Annotated in this window: 14 protein-coding genes; 6 read left to right on the top strand and 8 right to left on the bottom strand. The window is 72.2% G+C overall.

The genetic code is table 11. The annotated features are described in order from the left end of the window. Positions 1 to 86: 86 nt before the first annotated feature. From ACH4S8_RS02650 to sthA, 4 genes are all read right to left on the bottom strand, one after another. Complete coding sequence (locus ACH4S8_RS02650; RefSeq protein WP_398390180.1) at positions 87 to 1,418, bottom strand: VWA domain-containing protein; 1,332 nt, start codon at positions 1,416 to 1,418, stop codon at positions 87 to 89. 71 nt (positions 1,419 to 1,489) lie between these two features. Then, the gene (locus ACH4S8_RS02645; protein ID WP_398390705.1) at positions 1,490 to 2,347 is read right to left on the bottom strand and encodes an AAA family ATPase; all 858 of its coding nucleotides are present in this window, start codon (positions 2,345 to 2,347) and stop codon (positions 1,490 to 1,492) included. A 209-nt stretch (positions 2,348 to 2,556) separates the two neighbouring features. Continuing rightward, positions 2,557 to 3,498, bottom strand: coding sequence for an NADP-dependent oxidoreductase (locus ACH4S8_RS02640; RefSeq protein ID WP_398390178.1), 942 nt, complete (start codon positions 3,496 to 3,498; stop codon positions 2,557 to 2,559). A 285-nt stretch (positions 3,499 to 3,783) separates the two neighbouring features. Next, complete coding sequence (gene sthA, locus ACH4S8_RS02635) at positions 3,784 to 5,187, bottom strand: Si-specific NAD(P)(+) transhydrogenase (RefSeq protein ID WP_398390176.1); 1,404 nt, start codon at positions 5,185 to 5,187, stop codon at positions 3,784 to 3,786. Between the two features lie 310 nt (positions 5,188 to 5,497). On the opposite strand from sthA, the gene ACH4S8_RS02630 reads away from it, so the two are divergent. Further along, the gene (locus ACH4S8_RS02630; protein WP_398390174.1) at positions 5,498 to 7,399 is read left to right on the top strand and encodes an AMP-dependent synthetase/ligase; all 1,902 of its coding nucleotides are present in this window, start codon (positions 5,498 to 5,500) and stop codon (positions 7,397 to 7,399) included. A 235-nt stretch (positions 7,400 to 7,634) separates the two neighbouring features. Here ACH4S8_RS02630 and ACH4S8_RS02625 read toward each other — a convergent pair whose 3' ends face one another. From ACH4S8_RS02625 to ACH4S8_RS02610, 4 genes are all read right to left on the bottom strand, one after another. Then, complete coding sequence (locus ACH4S8_RS02625) at positions 7,635 to 9,491, bottom strand: sensor histidine kinase (protein ID WP_398390172.1); 1,857 nt, start codon at positions 9,489 to 9,491, stop codon at positions 7,635 to 7,637. Beyond that, positions 9,488 to 10,186, bottom strand: a complete 699-nt coding sequence (locus ACH4S8_RS02620; protein WP_398390170.1) for a response regulator transcription factor — start codon at positions 10,184 to 10,186, stop codon at positions 9,488 to 9,490. Before ACH4S8_RS02620 ends, ACH4S8_RS02625 begins: the two co-directional genes overlap by 4 nt. A gap of 167 nt (positions 10,187 to 10,353) precedes the next feature. After that, positions 10,354 to 11,115: a L,D-transpeptidase family protein gene (locus ACH4S8_RS02615; protein WP_398390168.1), complete on the bottom strand. Its 762-nt coding sequence runs from the start codon at positions 11,113 to 11,115 to the stop codon at positions 10,354 to 10,356. A 253-nt stretch (positions 11,116 to 11,368) separates the two neighbouring features. Continuing rightward, complete coding sequence (locus ACH4S8_RS02610; RefSeq protein ID WP_398390167.1) at positions 11,369 to 12,010, bottom strand: DUF6629 family protein; 642 nt, start codon at positions 12,008 to 12,010, stop codon at positions 11,369 to 11,371. Positions 12,011 to 12,247: 237 nt separating this feature from the next. Between ACH4S8_RS02610 and ACH4S8_RS02605 the strand changes: the two genes are divergently transcribed. The 5 genes from ACH4S8_RS02605 to ACH4S8_RS02585 all read left to right on the top strand — a co-directional run bounded on the left by ACH4S8_RS02605 (position 12,248) and on the right by ACH4S8_RS02585 (position 16,191). Beyond that, complete coding sequence (locus ACH4S8_RS02605) at positions 12,248 to 12,499, top strand: DUF4177 domain-containing protein (RefSeq protein WP_398390165.1); 252 nt, start codon at positions 12,248 to 12,250, stop codon at positions 12,497 to 12,499. 194 nt (positions 12,500 to 12,693) lie between these two features. Continuing rightward, positions 12,694 to 13,497 (top strand): VOC family protein, encoded by an 804-nt coding sequence (locus ACH4S8_RS02600; protein WP_398390163.1) that lies wholly within the window; start codon positions 12,694 to 12,696, stop codon positions 13,495 to 13,497. A 161-nt stretch (positions 13,498 to 13,658) separates the two neighbouring features. Continuing rightward, positions 13,659 to 14,111, top strand: coding sequence for a cyclic nucleotide-binding domain-containing protein (locus tag ACH4S8_RS02595; RefSeq protein ID WP_398390161.1), 453 nt, complete (start codon positions 13,659 to 13,661; stop codon positions 14,109 to 14,111). A 132-nt stretch (positions 14,112 to 14,243) separates the two neighbouring features. Then, the gene (locus tag ACH4S8_RS02590; RefSeq protein WP_398390159.1) at positions 14,244 to 15,089 is read left to right on the top strand and encodes an N-formylglutamate amidohydrolase; all 846 of its coding nucleotides are present in this window, start codon (positions 14,244 to 14,246) and stop codon (positions 15,087 to 15,089) included. A gap of 277 nt (positions 15,090 to 15,366) precedes the next feature. Then, complete coding sequence (locus tag ACH4S8_RS02585) at positions 15,367 to 16,191, top strand: amidohydrolase family protein (RefSeq protein WP_398390157.1); 825 nt, start codon at positions 15,367 to 15,369, stop codon at positions 16,189 to 16,191. Positions 16,192 to 16,222: the final 31 nt, after the last annotated feature.

Here is a 16,222-nt window from a genome sequence, read left to right as displayed (position 1 = left end):
GCGCGGTGAGGACCGGGTACGGCGACGCCGCGCACGGTGAGGACCGCGTGCGGTGACGACCGGGAGCCCGTCGGGTCCGCCGTCGTTCAGACGGGCAGCAGACGGCCGATCAGCGCGCTGAGCTGCTGGGCGTTGCGGCACTCGTGCATCTCCACGAGTTCGGCGTAGGCGAGGGCGGCCGAGTCGCCCGTGCCCCACTGCGAGCGCCCCTCGGGGTTCAGCCAGTAGGCGCGGCGGGCCTGCCGGGTGAGCTGCCGGACGGCGGGCAGGTTGGGATCGCTCATGTTCGTACGGGCGTCGCCGAGGACGAAGACGGTCGTCCGGGGGCCGACCGCGCCGGAGTACCGCTCGGCGAACTCGCCGAACGCGACTCCGTAGTCGCTGCTGCCGTGCCAGCCGGTGATCGCCGCCTCGGCGCGGATCCTGGCGCTCAGCCCCTCGGGGTCGGCGGCACCGGGCCCGATCAGCCCGGTCACCTCGTCGACCCGGTTGACGAAGGCGAACACCCGCACCTTGCTGAACTGGTCGTGCAGCGCCTGCACCAGCAGCATCGTGAAGTCCGAGAAACCCGACACCGACCCCGACACATCGCACAGCAGCACCAGTTCGGGCCGCACGGGACGGCGCCTGCGGAGCACCGGGCGCATCGGCACCCCGCCGGTGGACAGCGATCCGCGCAGGGTGCGCCGCAGGTCGACGGTGCCACGCCGGGCCCGGCGGCGGCGCGCGGCGAGGCGGGTGGCCAGTTTGCGCGCGAGCGGCTGTACGGCCTTGCGCAGTTCGGCGAGCCGGTCGCGGCCGGCGAACAGGAAGTCGACGCGGTCGGCGGTCGGGGCCACCGCGCGCCGGGCGATCTCGTCGCGGTCGCGCCGCTCGGCGACCCGGCGCCTGGCCTCCGTCGCGACCTGCCCCCGGAACACCTCGATGCGCCGCCGGATCTCGTCCTCCAGCAGGCGGTCGGTGAAGCCGGCCGCACCGCCCCGTGCCCGGACGGTGTCCCGCACCCGGCTCATCAGCGTCTGCGGCCGCAGCCGGTCGAGTGTCTGGTACGACGACCAGCCGTCCGTCGCCGTCGTGCCCCCGTAGCCGCCGAAACCGTCGACGGCCTCGATCGCCAACCGCCCCATGAGCGCTTGGTCGTCGGCGGCCAGGGCTGCCGCGAGCCGGTCCCGCAGATCCTCCCGGTCCGCGGGCGCCCCGCCGTCCGGCGCCCCGACGCCGCGCGGGAAGTACACGTCGAAGACGGGGTCGAACACCCGGCGCTGTCCCGGGTTGTGGAGGAGGGTGGCGGCCAGCCCCTCGCGCAGCCGGTCGCGGTCGGCGAAGCCCAGCGCCGCCACCGCGTGCGCGGCGTCCACGGTCTCACCGGTGCCGATCCGCACGCCGTGCGCGCGCAGTGCGCCGACGAGTGCGGTCAACCGGTCCGCGGCACCGTCCGCCGGTTCCCTCGGCCCCGTCGACCCCGTCGGGTCCGTCGGCGCGGCGGCGTTCACACGGCGCCCAGGTCGAGCTTGGCCGCCGCCTTCAGTACGTCGTCCTGATGCTTGAGGATCACGCCGAGGCTGTCCCGTACGACGTTCTCGTCGAGGGTGCCGGCGCCCAGCGCGAGCAGGGTGCGGGCCCAGTCGATGGTCTCCGCCACGGAGGGGACCTTCCGCAGGTCCATCTCCCGCAGCGCCCCGACGACCCGCACCACGGACTCGGTGAGCGCCTCGTCGAGTCCGGGCACCTTCAGCCTGACGATCCGGCGCTCCAGCTCCTCCTCGGGGAAGCCGATGTGGAGGAAGAGGCAGCGGCGGCGCAGGGCCTCGGACAGCTCGCGGCTCGCGTTCGAGGTGAGCACCACGAACGGGCGGCTGGTCGCGGTGATCGTGCCCAGCTCGGGGACGGTGATCTGGAAGTCGCTGAGCACTTCGAGGAGCAGGCCCTCGACCTCGATGTCGGCCTTGTCGGTCTCGTCGATCAGCAGGACCTTGGGGTCGTCGCCGCGGATGGCGGTCAGCAGCGGGCGCGGCAGCAGGAACTCCTCGGAGAAGATGTCCGTGCGCGTCTCGTCCCACGTCTCGTCCCGGCCGGCGGTGATGCGCAGCAGCTGCTTGGCGTGGTTCCACTCGTACAACGCCCGTGCCTCGTCGACGCCTTCGTAGCACTGGAGGCGGACGAGCCGGGCTCCGGCGACCTGGGCGACGGCCTTGGCGAGTTCCGTCTTGCCCACACCGGCGGGGCCCTCCACCAGGAGCGGTTTGCCGAGCCGGTCGGCCAGGAAGACCGTGGTGGCGACCGCGGGCGAGGCCAGATAGCCCGCGTCGGCGAGGCGTGCGGAGACGTCGTCGACGGATGTGAACAGCAACGGGGCCCCCAGCACGCGCGCGGACAAGGTCGGACTCACTATCTAAGCGCTTGTTCACCCTCGCTGTCACGTGTGACGGCCCCCACGGCACAGCGGTGCCCGGAACGGGATCGCGCCCACGGCGGGCGATGCCCGGTACGGATCGCGCACCCCGCGGGCGGTACCCGGCACGCGTCGCAGCCCGGGTCGGTACCTGGAAGGGGGCCCTAGGAGACCCGCAGCACGATCTTGCCGCGCCGGTGCTCGCGTTCGAGGGCCGCGTAGGCCCCCGGAGCGCTCTCCAGGGGAACGATCCGGTCGACCTGCGGGATCAGCCGGCCCGCCTCGACGAGTGCCGTCAGCTCCTCCAGACCGGCGCGGTCCGGCTCGACCACGAAGAACACCGCGCGGGCGTCGGCCCCCTCCGGCGGCGTCACGGGCTCGACGACGCTGACCAGGACCCCACCCGGGCGCAGCACCCGCCAGGAACGGTCCAGGGTGTCCCCTCCGACGGTGTCGAAGACGACGTCCGCGTCCTTCACCTCGTCCTCGAAGCGCTGCCCGGCGTAGTCGATCACGGTCTCCGCGCCCAGGCCCCGTACGAAGTCCGCGTCCCCGGCCGCCGCCGTGGCCGTCACCTCGGCCCCGAGCGCGGCCGCGACCTGGACGGCGAACGAGCCCACGCCGCCCGCGCCACCGTGCACCAGCACGCGCTGTCCGGGCGTGACACCGGCGTGAGTGACGAGGCCCTGCCATGCCGTCAGGCCCGCGAGCGGCAGCGCGGCCGTCCGCTCGTGGTCGAGCGACCCCGGCTTGGCGGCGAGCCCCGCCGCGGGAACGGTCACGTACTCGGCCGCGGCCCCGTCCCGGGTGAAGGGGATCAGGCCGTAGACCGCCTCGCCGGGCCTGAACTCCGTGACGCCGTGGCCGAGCTCGGCCACCACCCCGGAGACCTCCTTGGACGGCACGACCGGCAGCCGCGGGCTGCCGCCGTCGAAGCTGTCGGTCCAGGTCGCGTCCCAGTCGAGCTCCCCCGGGGTGACCGACGCCGCCCGCACCTCGACCAGCACGTCACCGTGACCGGGGACCGGCTTCGGCGCGACCTCGTAGATCAGTTCCTCCGGCCCGCCCCTGCGATGACCGCGTATCGCGTGCATGGTGCCGTTCATCCGGTACCTCCTCGTCGGGACGGCACAGGGCCGCCGTCGAGTCGGTCCCCATCGGGTCCTCGGGCTCCGGCACGGACCGGCCGTTCTTCACGATAGTTCCGGGACCGGCGGCTTTCCTGCCGGGCTCGCATCCGGCGCCCCGCGAGCGGTCCTCGGCGGACGGCGGGCGGGGCCGCACAGAGGTCTGACCCGTCACCACGGGGGGAGCGACGGGCCAGACCCTGTGTCCACGGTGCCACGCGGGGACCCGGTCGCGCAGTACCTTCGCGAAGTCCCCCGGGGCGGTCAGTCCTTGAGACGGTCGATCTGCCGGATCTTGTTGGTCGCGTCCAGGGCCGCGACCTTGTAGGACTCGGCGAGTGTCGGGTAGTTGAAGACGGCGTCGACCAGATAGTCGACCGTTCCTCCGCAGCCCATGACGGACTGGCCGATGTGGATGAGCTCGGTCGCGCCGGTGCCGAAGCAGTGGACTCCGAGGAGTTTGCGGTCCTCGGGCGAGACCAGCAGCTTCAGCATGCCGTGCGAGTCGCCGATGATCTGTCCCCGGGCCAGTTCCCGGTAGCGGGAGATGCCCACCTCGAACGGCACGCAGTCCTCGGTGAGCTGGTCCTCGGTCCGGCCGATGAAGCTGATCTCCGGGATGGTGTAGATGCCGATCGGCTGCTGGTCGAGCATCCGGTTCACCGGCTCGCCGCAGGCGTGGTACGCCGCCGTGCGGCCCTGTTCCATCGAGGTGGCCGCGAGCGCCGGGAAGCCGATGACGTCACCGACGGCGTAGATGTGCGGCACCTCGGTGCGGTAGTGCTCGTCGACGGTGATCCGGCCGCGCGGGTCGGCGGACAACCCCGCCTTGCCGAGGTCGAGTTCATCGGTCAGGCCCTGTCGCCCCGCCGAGTACATGACCGCGTCGGCGGGTATCTTCTTGCCGCTCTCCAGGACCGTGAGCGTGCCCCGGGCATGGCGCTCCACGGCGGCGACGGTCTCGCCGAACCGGAAGGTGACGGCGAGGTCCCGCAGGTGGTACTTCAGCGACTCGATCACCTCGACGTCGCAGAAGTCGAGCATCCCGGACCGCTTCTCGACCACCGTGATCTTGGAGCCGAGGGCGGCGAACATGGAGGCGTACTCCATGCCGATCACACCGGCGCCGACGATGACCATGGAGCGCGGCACCTGCTCCAGGTTCAGGACGTTGTCCGAGTCCATGACCGTCCGCCCGTCGAACGCGACGGTGTCGGGCCGCGCCGGACGCGTGCCCGTGGCGATGACGATGTGGTCGGCGCTCAGCCGCTTCTCGTTGCCGTTCGCCTCGACCAGGGCGACCGTGTGGTCGTCCACGAACCGGCCGACGCCGGCGAACAGGGACACGTGGTTGCGGGAGAGCTGGCTGCGGATGACGTCCACCTCGCGGTTGACCACGTGCTCGGTGCGAGCGGTCAGATCGGCGACGGTGATGTCCTCCTTCAGCCGGTAGCTCTGGCCGTACAGATCCCGCTGGCTGAGGCCGCTGAGATACAGCACCGCCTCGCGCAGCGTCTTGGAGGGGATGGTTCCGGTGTGGATGGAGACCCCGCCGACCATGTCGGGGCGGTCGATGACGGCAACCCGACGGCCGAGCTTGGCCGCTGCGATCGCGGCTTTCTGTCCACCCGGGCCGGATCCGATGACGAGCATGTCGAAGTCGCGCACCAGCGGAGTCTGTCAGCACGGCACCGCTTCCCGGAAGGGTGAACGAGTGATCAGTCGCCCGAGTGACGGATGAAGCGTTCGCCTCGCGGTGCCGAGGCCGCCGGGGCGGCGGCCGGCGAGCGGACGGGCGGACGGGCGACTGACGGTGTTTCGGCGGAACGAACCGGACTGCCGGGAACGCGGACCCGGCGGCGGGCGACCGCATGCCGGAACAGGCCACGGAACGCTCCCCAGTGGGCTACATTCAGTAATCCTTGGCATAGGCGCCTCCGGGGGTGAGGCCACGTCGGGGAGAACTCCGGAGCGGCGAATGCATCAGTCCCACCTTTCTGCACCGCCGGCCGCGCCCACCCAGGGGGGACTCGCCGACAGCCTCCGCGAAACGGCCCTCAACACCCCCGATCTGCCGCAGCTCGCGCGGCGTGCCGAGGGCCGCTCGGGTGACTGGGTCCAGGTGACGGCGGCCGAGCTGTGGGACGAAGTCGTCGACGTGGCAAGGGGGTTCGTCCGCTCCGGGATCCGGCCGGGCGACCGCGTGGCCATCATGGCGCGCACCCGCTACGAGTGGACGGTGCTCAGCTATGCCCTGTGGTCGGTGGGCGCCGAGATCGTGCCGGTCTACCCGACGTCGTCGCACGAACAGGTCGCGTGGATCCTGCAGGACGCGCGCTGCGTGGGCGTGGTCGTCGAGGACGAGCAGGGCATCATGACGGTCGGCTCGGCCTGCGCCACGCTCCCGTTCCTGCGCCATGTCTGGCAGTTGGACGCGGGGGCGATGGCCCAGCTGGTGGAGCGCGGCCGGACGATACCCGCGACCGCGGTCGACTCGCTGCGCCGGATCGTGCTGGCCGACTCCACCGCGATCGTCGCGTACACCTCCGGCACGACGGGACAGCCCAAGGGCTGCGCCCTGTCCCACCGCAGCCTGGCGAGCCCCTGCGACACGCTGCTCGAAGGCTGGCGGCAGACGGCCGCCCCGCCCGGCACCCAGCCGGCCGTGCTCGCCTTCCTGCCCTTCTCCCACGCATACGGGCTGATGATCCAGGGAATCTGTCTGCGCGGCGGCATCCTGATGGGCCACGAGCCGGATCTGCGGGAGGAGACCCTCTCCGAGGCCATGCTCTCGTTCCGGCCGACCTATCTGTACGCCGTCCCGTCCGTCTTCGAGAGGATCTACAAGAACTTCGTGCGGGCGTCCCAACGAGCCGGCCGCGGCGTGCTGTTCGAGCGTGCCGTGCGCACCGCGCAGGACTTCGCCCTGGCCGAGGAACAGCAGCGCCTCGGCACGGGACCGGGCCCGGGTTTCGATCTGCGCCTCCAGCATTCCCTCTACGAGAAGACGGTGTACAAGAGGCTGCGCGCCGCGCTGGGCGGCCGGGTGTGCGGCGCGGTCTCGGGCGGCTCCCCGCTGAACCGTGAACTCGCCCTGTTCTTCGCGGGGATCGGCATCTTCATCCACGACGGATACGGGCTCACCGAGACCAGCGGGGGCATCACCGCCCAGCCGATCGGCCGGGAGAAGTTCGGCACCGTCGGACAGCCGCTGCCCGGCACGGAGATCCACGTGTCCGACGACGGGGAGATCCTCGTGTGGGGGCCCTCCGTGTTCCAGGGCTACATCAACGACGCGGCGGCGACCGCGGCCTCGTTCCGCGACGGCTGGCTGGCGACCGGGGACATCGGGCAGGTCGACTCCGACGGGTACCTGACGATCACCGGACGCAAGAAGGACATCATCATCACCAGCGGCGGCAAGAGCGTGGCCCCCGCGGCGCTGGAGGAGCGGCTGCGGGTCCATCCGCTCATCCATCAGGCGGCCGTCGTGGGCGACAACAGGCCTTGTGTGGGTGCCCTGATCACCCTGGACCCCGAGTTCGTGACGCACTGGCGCGCCGCCCGGGCCAAGGGGGAGACACCCGCCCGGGACGCGCGGGAGGAGAACGAACTGCGCGAGGAGGTCAGGCGCGCGGTCGCGGCGGCCAACAGCACGGTGTCCCGCTCCGAGTCCATCCGTGTCTTCCGTGTCCTCCCGGAACCCTTCGACCTGTCCAACGGGCTGCTGACGCCTTCGCTGAAACTGCGCCGGGACGCGATCGCCCAGCGGTACGCGGCCGAGATCGAGGCGATGTACCAGACCTCGTCGCGGCTTCCCCGGGAGGCCGCGATCGGCGACCCGTCGATCCTGGACGACTCCGACAACGTGTTCCGGTGACGCCGAGGGGCGGTTCGCGGGGCTCCCGGGAAATCCGTCGTAGAAGTGCGCCGCGAACGGCAGTTGGGGGGACTGTCTCGGCCGCACCCCCGAGTCGCCGCGCTGGACCTTCTCGGACCTGACCGAGTCGAACCGCGCCGGATGCGCGACGAGCCGCCCGGGTCGGCGCTGTTCGGTGAGCCGTTCCCGCGGACGGCCCGCTTCCGCCGGGACGACAAGGCCGGCTGGCGGCCCCTCACGGCCCCGCCGCCCCGGAACGGGTGGCGGGTGCGGCGGGCGTCCGCTTGCCGGGCAGTCGCAGGGTGAAGACCGAGCCGGTGCCGAGCTCGCTGGTGACGGAGACGGTTCCGCCGTGCGCGGCGGCCAGCTGCCGGACGATGGCGAGGCCCAGCCCGCTGCCGCCGGTACGCCGGCTGCGGGACTTCTCCGCCCGCCAGAACCGTTCGAAGACGCAGGGCAGATCCCCGGGAGCGATGCCGGCGCCGGTGTCGGCCACCGCGAACACGACCTCGTCCTGCTCGCGGTGCGCGAAGAGCGTGACCGTGCCGCCGGCCGGTGTGTGGCGGATCGCGTTGGACACCAGATTGCCGAGCGCCTGCCGCATCCGTACGGGGTCCGCCTCCAGCCAGGGCGTGCCCGCCGCCTCGGTGACCAGCCGGAGACCGGCGGCGAAGGCTCCGACCCGGTGGGCCGCGGCGACCTGTTCGAGGAGCTCGTCGGCGCGCACCTCCTCGCGGTGCAGTCGCAGCGTGCCCGCGTCGGCCGCGGCGAGGTCCTGGAGGTCGTCGATGACACGCTGCAGGACCACGGCCTCCTCGTGCAGGGAGGACAGCAGGGCCGGGTCGGGGTCCACGAGGCCGTCGCGGGCCACCTCCAGCCAGCCGCGGATATTGGTGAGCGGTGTGCGCAGCTCGTGCGCGATGTCGCTGACCATCGCCTTGCGCTGCGCCTCCAACCGCTCGCGGCGCTCGGCGAGTTCGTTGAAGGCGAGCGCCAGGATGCCGGTCTCGTCCTGGGTGGTGACGGGCACGCGCACATGCCGCTCCGGCGGCTGCTGCGCGGCCAGGGTCAGCGCCCGCAGGGGGCGCACGAGCCGGGTGGCGACCAGCGCGGTCACGGCCACCGTGAGGGCGAGGACTAGTCCGGTGACACCGAACACCTTGGCCTTGTTGGCGGCCGACATGTCGAAGCGGGGGACGGGCCTGTCCCCGGTACCGAGGAAGAGTTCGGCGACCGGGGCGACGTAGGGATCGAGCTGACGGCGCCGGGCCTCGGCGACGCAGTCGTTCACCGTCCGGGCCGATGGGCCGTCCCGGCCGCCCAGCCGTTTCCCCATGGCGTAGGGGGCGGGGGTGGCTCCGCTCGCGGCCTCCAACGGCAGTGTCAGGGGGAAGCCGAGGTGCACCTCGTGCCGGTCGAGACACGTCCGGCTGAGCGACGACAGGACGTCCAGGGCCTTCTGCTCGGTCGGGGTGGGGGTGTTGAGCCTGCCGTCGGCGCACTCGGTCGGCACGTAGCCGGGATCGAGCGTCCCGTCGACCCCTTCCAACTCGGTCCGCCCGCTCGGCATGTGCTCGGTCCGGGTCCGAACACCGTTGCGCGCGAAGCAGAGTTGACGGACGGTGGCCAGCTTGGCCACCTTCAGGCGTTCGTTCGCGGTCAGCCGGTACGGGCCCACGGCACGCGGGTCGACGCCGGTGAGCTGCGCTCCGCGTTCCGTGTAGGTGTCGGTCCGCAGCGGGTCGACGGTGGCGGCGGCCCGGGGCGGGAGGGAGGTGCCGCGGGCGGCGGAGTCGGCGAAGGGAGTGCGATCGCCCGAGGTCAGGGCGATACGCCGTCCGGTCCGGTGCGCGATCGTGCGCAGGGTCCCGGCGACACCGGACCAATCGGGGTGGGTGGCCGCGTACCCGCTGAGCTGCCGGAGGATGTCCATGTCCTCGGCGAGCACCTGGCCCTGCTCCTCCTGGATGGCCCGGGTGGTGGTCTGCACCGCGAGCCAGGCGGTCGCGGCCACGGAGCACAGGGCGATGAGCACGGAAGTGATCAGCAGCCGCACCAGCAGGCTCTTGCGCAGGGGCAGGGCGCGGCTCACGCCCGGTCGCCCCTGAGCTTGTACCCCACGCCGAACACGGTCACCAGACGCGTCGGCCGGCGCGGGTCCGCCTCGATCTTCTTGCGCAGGTTCATGATGTGCACGTCGATGGCCCGCTCGGTCGACGCCCGGTCGATGCCCCGGGTGTGATGCAGCAACTGCCTCCGGGAGAAGACCCGTTCGGGCTCGGCGGCCATCGCGAGCAGGATCTCGTACTCGCCCGGGGTGCAGTCCACCGGCGAGCCGTCGCACAGGACCGTGTGCCGCCGCGGGTCCACCGTGATCCCCCCTGCCCTGACGACCGGCTCGCCGCTCGGTCCGCCCACCGACCGTCCGCCGCGTCTGAGCACCGTACGGACACGGGCCATCAGCTCGCGCGGGCTGTACGGCTTGGTCATGTAGTCGTCGGCGCCGAGCTCCAGGCCGAGCAGGACATCGTCCTCGGTGGAGCGGGCGGTCAGCATGAGGACGGGGATGTCGTCGTCCTCCCGCAGCGCCCGGCAGACTCCGAAGCCGTCGACCACCGGGAGCATCAGGTCCAGGACGACGAGGTCGGGCCGGTGCCGCCGGACCTCGTCGAGCGCGGCCGCGCCGTCGTGGACCACGGCCGCCGTATGCCCCTCGCTCAGCAGCGAACGGCGTATCAGCTCCGCCTGCTTCTCGTCGTCCTCCGCGACCAGCACATATGCGCACACGCGGCCGATGTTAGGCGCTGCCGGCCACGGATCGGCCGGCGCGAGGGACTTCCCACACCCTGACACCTTCCTGACATCCTCCGGGGACACTGCGGGGTCCGAGGGTGGGGTCCGAAGATGAGGTCCGGCGAGCGGATCGCGGAGCGGGCCCCGGATCCCGGAAGACGTCAGCGTGCCAGCGAGGCCGCGTCCCCCATGACCACCACGGGATGGAGGGCCGGGTCCAGAGCGCGCATCAGCTCCACCAGGTCGCGCTCGCGCAGACCGACGCAGCCGTGGGTGGGGCCTCCGTGGTCCACGTGCAGCCAGATGCCCCCGCCGCGGGAGGCGCCCAGCGGCCGGGTCCAGTCCAGGGGTGTGGTGCCGGGCCTGCGGTTGTAGTCGACAGCGACCACGTAGTCGAAGGAGCCGGCCAGCGATTCGCCCTCGAAGCCCGTGCCCGGCGAGGTGAAGGCGCCCGAGCGGTCGTACGGCAGCCGGGTGCCGGGGTCGGGCCGCAGCCCACCCGCGTCCGTCAGGGTGAAGACACCTATGGGGGACCGCAGGTCACCGGCGCGATGGTGGTCGGTCCAGCCCTTGAGGGCGTTGTGCGCGGGACGGCTCGGGCCCGCTCGCCAGCCCGCCTCCGTGCGCTCGTACAGCACGACATGGGACGACGAGGAGTCCTTGCCCCTGCCGGTCACCACGACGGCCTGACGGGTCCGCGACGGGATCGCGGCCAGGGTCCTGGGGCCGAGTCCCGGCAGCCGCCTCGGCTCCGCGGCGCGCGACGCGGTCGGCGCGGGCGCCGGTGTCGCCCCGCCGTGACCCGGCGGTGAACCGCCGGCCCCGGCACCGAGCCGCTCGGCCGTACCGCCGCCGCAGCCGGCGAGCAGGAGGAAGGAGGCGGCGACGATCGCCGCCCGGACACGGTGTGCGCGGTTGATCATGCGTCGACCCTGGCCGACGCATGTGAGGAACTCGTCAGGTCATCCACGGTTCGCCGCGTACCCGGAACGCGGCGGATCACCGGTGCTCCACCGGAACGTCCGGATCGGCCCGGCCATCCGCTCACTTGGTCATCCGGCCAATCGGATCAGCCGGAACGGCCGGATCAACCGGTCAGCCGGAACGTCCGGATCGGCCGGTCACCCGGATCCCGCGCGTCCCGTCACATCGCCCGGATCCGCGGTCCCCGTCCCGTCACTTGTGGTGCAGCCGCTCCGGCGGGGCGACGGCCGCACGCGCGTTCACCCAGCCCAGCAGGGTCACCGAGACGACCGCCGCGCCCGCGCACCACGTCGAGACGAACTCCGTCTCCCACAGCACCCAGCAGATCGCCGCGCACGCCCCGGTCAGGACACCGAGCAGCACCAGGCCGCGGTCACCGGAGATCAGCAGCGCGCCGACGGTGGCGAAGAGGTAGCCCACGACGACCAGTTCGGGCCGGGGCAGGCCGACGACATAGCCCATGGTGTGGCCGCGGATCTCGGCCCGGACGGGGCGGACGGCCAGGGCGTGCGCGAGCACCGCCGAGGTCGCGGCACCGGCCGCGAGCGGGAACAGGAGCCTGCGCCGGGCGTGGGCCGGCGCCGCGCAGAGCACACCCGCCGGCACCCACACGGCCAGCAGCGGAAGGGCGATCACGGCCCAGGCCACGGTGGCGGGCCCGGTACCGCCACCGATGTCCCAGACCCGGGCCTCGACGATCTGGTGGGCGCCGAGCAGCAACGGCAGCGCGGCCAGCGGGAGATCGGCCCTGCGCCGGGCCCGGACCACACAGGCCGCCCCGATCACGGCGACCCCGGCACCGGCCACCAGATCCGCCGTCGCACTCCAGCACATCGCGCTCCCTGGATCCGCCCTCGCACTTCCCGTCGACCGTCGACCCGCGTCCACGCTACGACTTCCCGGCCGTGCTCCCCTTTCCGGCCGGGAAGCAGAGCGTCCGGAAAGCCGGTCTGCGGAACGTCCGGAAAGGGAAGCCCGGCCAGGCACTTCACGAGGTTTCGACAAAGGCACCCGTACCGTCCGGTTCGTCCCTGTGCCGCAGCCGCGAAGAGTGATTGGGTGGGCCCGGCCATGCCAACCGACACGCAGGAGAGCTCCACCACCATGAGCACCCCGTACACCTTCGAATACAAGGTCGTCACGTTCCGTGAATCGCTGATCGGCGACGCGCTGGACAGCGACAAGCTGGAAAAGGTCCTGAACAAGCATGCCGAGGACGGGTGGGCGCTCAAGGCGATCACGGCCGCCGATGTCAAGGGCCGCATAGGCCCCGGCGCCGTCGAGGGACTGCTGCTCACCCTGGAGCGACCGCGCGCCCAGTAGTCGCGTGGTGCGCCGGGAGCCGAAGCGGGTGATGCTGGTGGTGATGGGACAGCGGATCCGCAGGTGTTGCTGACGCAGTCGGAGGCCTTCCGGCACGGAAGGCCTCCCAGGGCTGGACGCACGTCCGGGAACCCCGACGAGGGCCCGGTACCCCGCGGGACCGCTGCCGGCCGATCGGGTCAGGACGGGTGGCGATGAAGAGCGACGGAACACTCCACACCGATGTCGTCACCAGCAAGTCGGTGTTCGGCGCGCCGTGCTGGGTCAGTCTCACCACCCGCGACCTGCGGACCGCCCAGGACTTCTACAGCGCGGTACTGGGCTGGAGGTGGACCCCTGGCACCAGGATGGGCCCGCAGTACCGCATCGCCAGCGTCGGCGGGGTCCCGGTCGCCGGGGTCGCCGAGGTCGACTTCGTGGCGAAGACGGCGGTCGCCTGGACCGCGTTCTTCGCCGTGGTCTCCGCCGACGAGACCGTCTCCCGCAGCCAGGAACGCGGCGGCACGACCGCGGTGGGCCCGATCTCGCTGGCCCCCGGCCGGGCCGCGCTGCTGGCCGACCGGGACGGCGCGGTCTTCGGGATCTGGGAGGGCGACCTCGTCTCCGGATGGGAACGCTGGCGCAACGCGGCCCCCTCTTTCATCCGTCTGCACACCCGCGACGCCTTCGACGCCGCCATCTTCTACGGCGAGGTGCTGGGCTGGGCCTCCTCCGTCCCCGGCTGCTGCGAGGTCGACTACGAGGAGAACGAGGTCGTCCTGCGCAGTTTCGGCGACGTGGTGGCCCGGATCCACTCCGGCGCCATCGGCGCGGCCCCCGACCCGAGCCTGCGGCCGCACTGGCAGATCCACTTCGCGGTCGACGACGTGGAGGCCTGCGTCCGGGCGGCGCGCGCCCACGGCGGCGCCGCGCACCAGCAGGGCATCGGCTCGGTGGAGGCCGTCATCATCGACCCCGACGGGGCCCGCTTCTCGGTGACCTCCCGGGCCGCCGGATGACGCGGCGGAAACAGCGCCCACGACCGTCCTGCGGCGAAGTCGTCCCGCCCACGACGCGACGGATTACTCCATCGGGGCTCCAATGGAGGATGACGGGATACCACCGGTACGACCGGCGCCGCGCCCCTCGTGGCCGCGCGGCGCCCCGATGGAGGTCAGCGATGCCCCCTGCTCTCCGGCTCCTGCACGCGCTCTCCCCCGAACACCGCGACAAGCTGATGAGCGTGGCCCGGGAGGTGTCCTTCCCCGCCGACGGGCCGATCTTCGAGGCGGGTGGCACCGCCGACCGCTTCTGGGTGGTCCGCTCCGGAACGGTCTCGCTGTACCAGCGGGTGATCGCCGACAGACGGATCACCGTCGCCCAGCTCGGGCCGGGCGACCTGCTCGGCTGGTCATGGCTGTTCCGCCCGCACACCTGGGACTTCGGCGCCGAGGCGTTCAGCCCGGTGCGCGCCTACGAGTTCGACGCCGGCGAGGTGCGGATCCTGTGCGACCAGGATCCGGGGCTGGAACTGGCCCTGACCCGGACGATCGGCGCCATCCTGGCCCACCGCCTCGAGACGACCCGGGCGGCGCTCATCGAGCACTACGCGCGCCACGGCGGCAGCCGCTGAGGGCGCACGGCGAGGCCGGGCCTCGGTCCGGCCCCCGGTGCCGGTACCGTCCGCTGCCGGACCTGCCTGCTGCCGACCCCACTCGCTGCCGGTCCCGTCCACTGTCGGACCCTGCTGCGACAGTGATCTCTTATGAACGACAACCTCGGTTCGCCGGACTCCCCCGACTCCTTCGCGCTGCTGCCCGGAGCGGTCCACTCGCCCGTGATCCTGCACGTGCCGCACTCCTCCCGGGAGATCCCGGCGCCGGTCCGTGACGGCATCCTCCTCGACGACACGGCGCTGGAGAGCGAGTTGGACCACATCACCGACGCGCACACCGCCGAACTGGCCTCGGCCGCGGCCGAGGCGGCCGGGCTGAGACCGTGGCGGTTCGTCAACCGGCTGTCCCGGCTGGTCGTCGACCCCGAGCGCTTCCCGGACGAGCGGGAGGAGATGCTCGCGGTCGGGATGGGCGCGGTCTACACGCGGACGACCCACCGGGCACCGCTGCGGCCCGCGGACGTCGACCCGCAGCCTCTCGTCGACCGCTACTTCCACCCCTACGCGCGGGCGATGACGGAGGCGGTGACCGACCGGCTGGCCGCCACCGGGCGGGCCGTGATCATCGACGTCCACTCGTATCCGACGGCCCGGCTGCCCTACGAGCTGCACGGTGACGGGCCCCGGCCGCCGGTGTGCCTGGGGACCGACTCCTTCCACACGCCGCCGGAACTGATCGCGCTCGCGGAGAAGGCGTTCGCCGGGCTCGGCGGCGTGGGGATCGACAGCCCGTTCTCGGGCGCGTACGTCCCCTTGCGCTACTACGAGCGGGAACCGCAGGTCACCGCGCTGATGGTGGAGATCCGGCGGGACACGTACATGAAGGAGCCGGGAGGCACGGCGGGACCCGGATTCCCTCGTCTCGTCACGGCCCTGACCACACTCGTGGACGCGGTGGACGAGTGGACCCGGAGTGTCTACACCGCGCACGGGTGAGCGGACCGGGAGCGCCGACACCGAGGGCGCCGACCGGACCGGGAGCGCCGACGCCGAGAGCGGGTGACCGGACCGGAAAACCGGCACCTGTGCATGGACACGCGGAACCCGGAGCGCCGACGCCTCTGGGCCGCCGGCCACGGAACACCGACGCCCATGCGTGGACACGCGGGCCCGGGGCGCCGGCATCCGTGGGCGGGTGGTCACGGAACGCCGGGCATCCTAAGGTCGGCGGTAAGCAAGCGCTCAGCCATCGACTCAGGGAAGGCACGGGACCATGCCGGTCGTCGACGCGTGGATGCAGCACCCCACTCTCCGCCACTCCAACCACGAGATGTTCGAGTCCCTGCGCCGCTGGACCGGCATGAAGAGGCTGGAGGAGGAGCTGCCGGTCGAGGTCACCCTGGCCGCGCTCGCGGCGGCCGGCGTGGACACCGGCCTGTCCTCGGCCTGGTACGGACCCGAGGGCGCCCTGATCACCAACGACGAGGTCGCCGCCTTCGTGGCGCGGTCGGACGGCCGGCTGCGCGGCGTCGCGGGCGCCGACCTCACCCGGCCCGTCGCCGCGGTGCGTGAACTGCGGCGGGCCGTCGAGGAGTTGGGCTTCGTGGCCCTTCGGATCATTCCGTGGCTGTGGCAACTGCCGCCCACCGACCGGCTCTACTACCCGCTGTACACCGCCTGCGCCGAACTCGGCGTCCCCTTCTGCACCCAGGTCGGGCACACCGGACCGCTGCGCCCGTCCGAGACCGGCCGCCCCATCCCGTACATCGACCAGGTGGCCCTCGACTTCCCCGAACTGACCATCGTCTGCGGGCACATCGGCTACCCGTGGACCACGGAGATGATCGCGGTCGCCGACAAGCACGCGAACGTGTACATCGACACCAGCGCCTACACCACCCGCCGCTATCCCCCGGAGCTGGTCGCGTATCTGCGCGGCCGGGGACGGCGGAAGGTCCTGTTCGGCTCCAACTACCCGATGATCGAGCCGAGTCGGGCCCTGGAGCACCTCGACGAGCTGGGCCTGGACGAGGAGACCACGGCGCTGTTCCTGTCGGGCAACGCCCGGCGCGTCTTCCGTCTCGGCGATCATTCGTAGATGCTGGAGCCCTGACCAGCGTCGACCTTGA

Origin of the sequence: Streptomyces sp. NPDC021080 (assembly GCF_044333225.1) — a bacterium.
Lineage (GTDB): Bacteria > Actinomycetota > Actinomycetes > Streptomycetales > Streptomycetaceae > Streptomyces.
The sequence above is the reverse complement of the archived record's forward strand: the minus strand, read 5'-3'. Positions and strand labels throughout refer to the sequence as shown.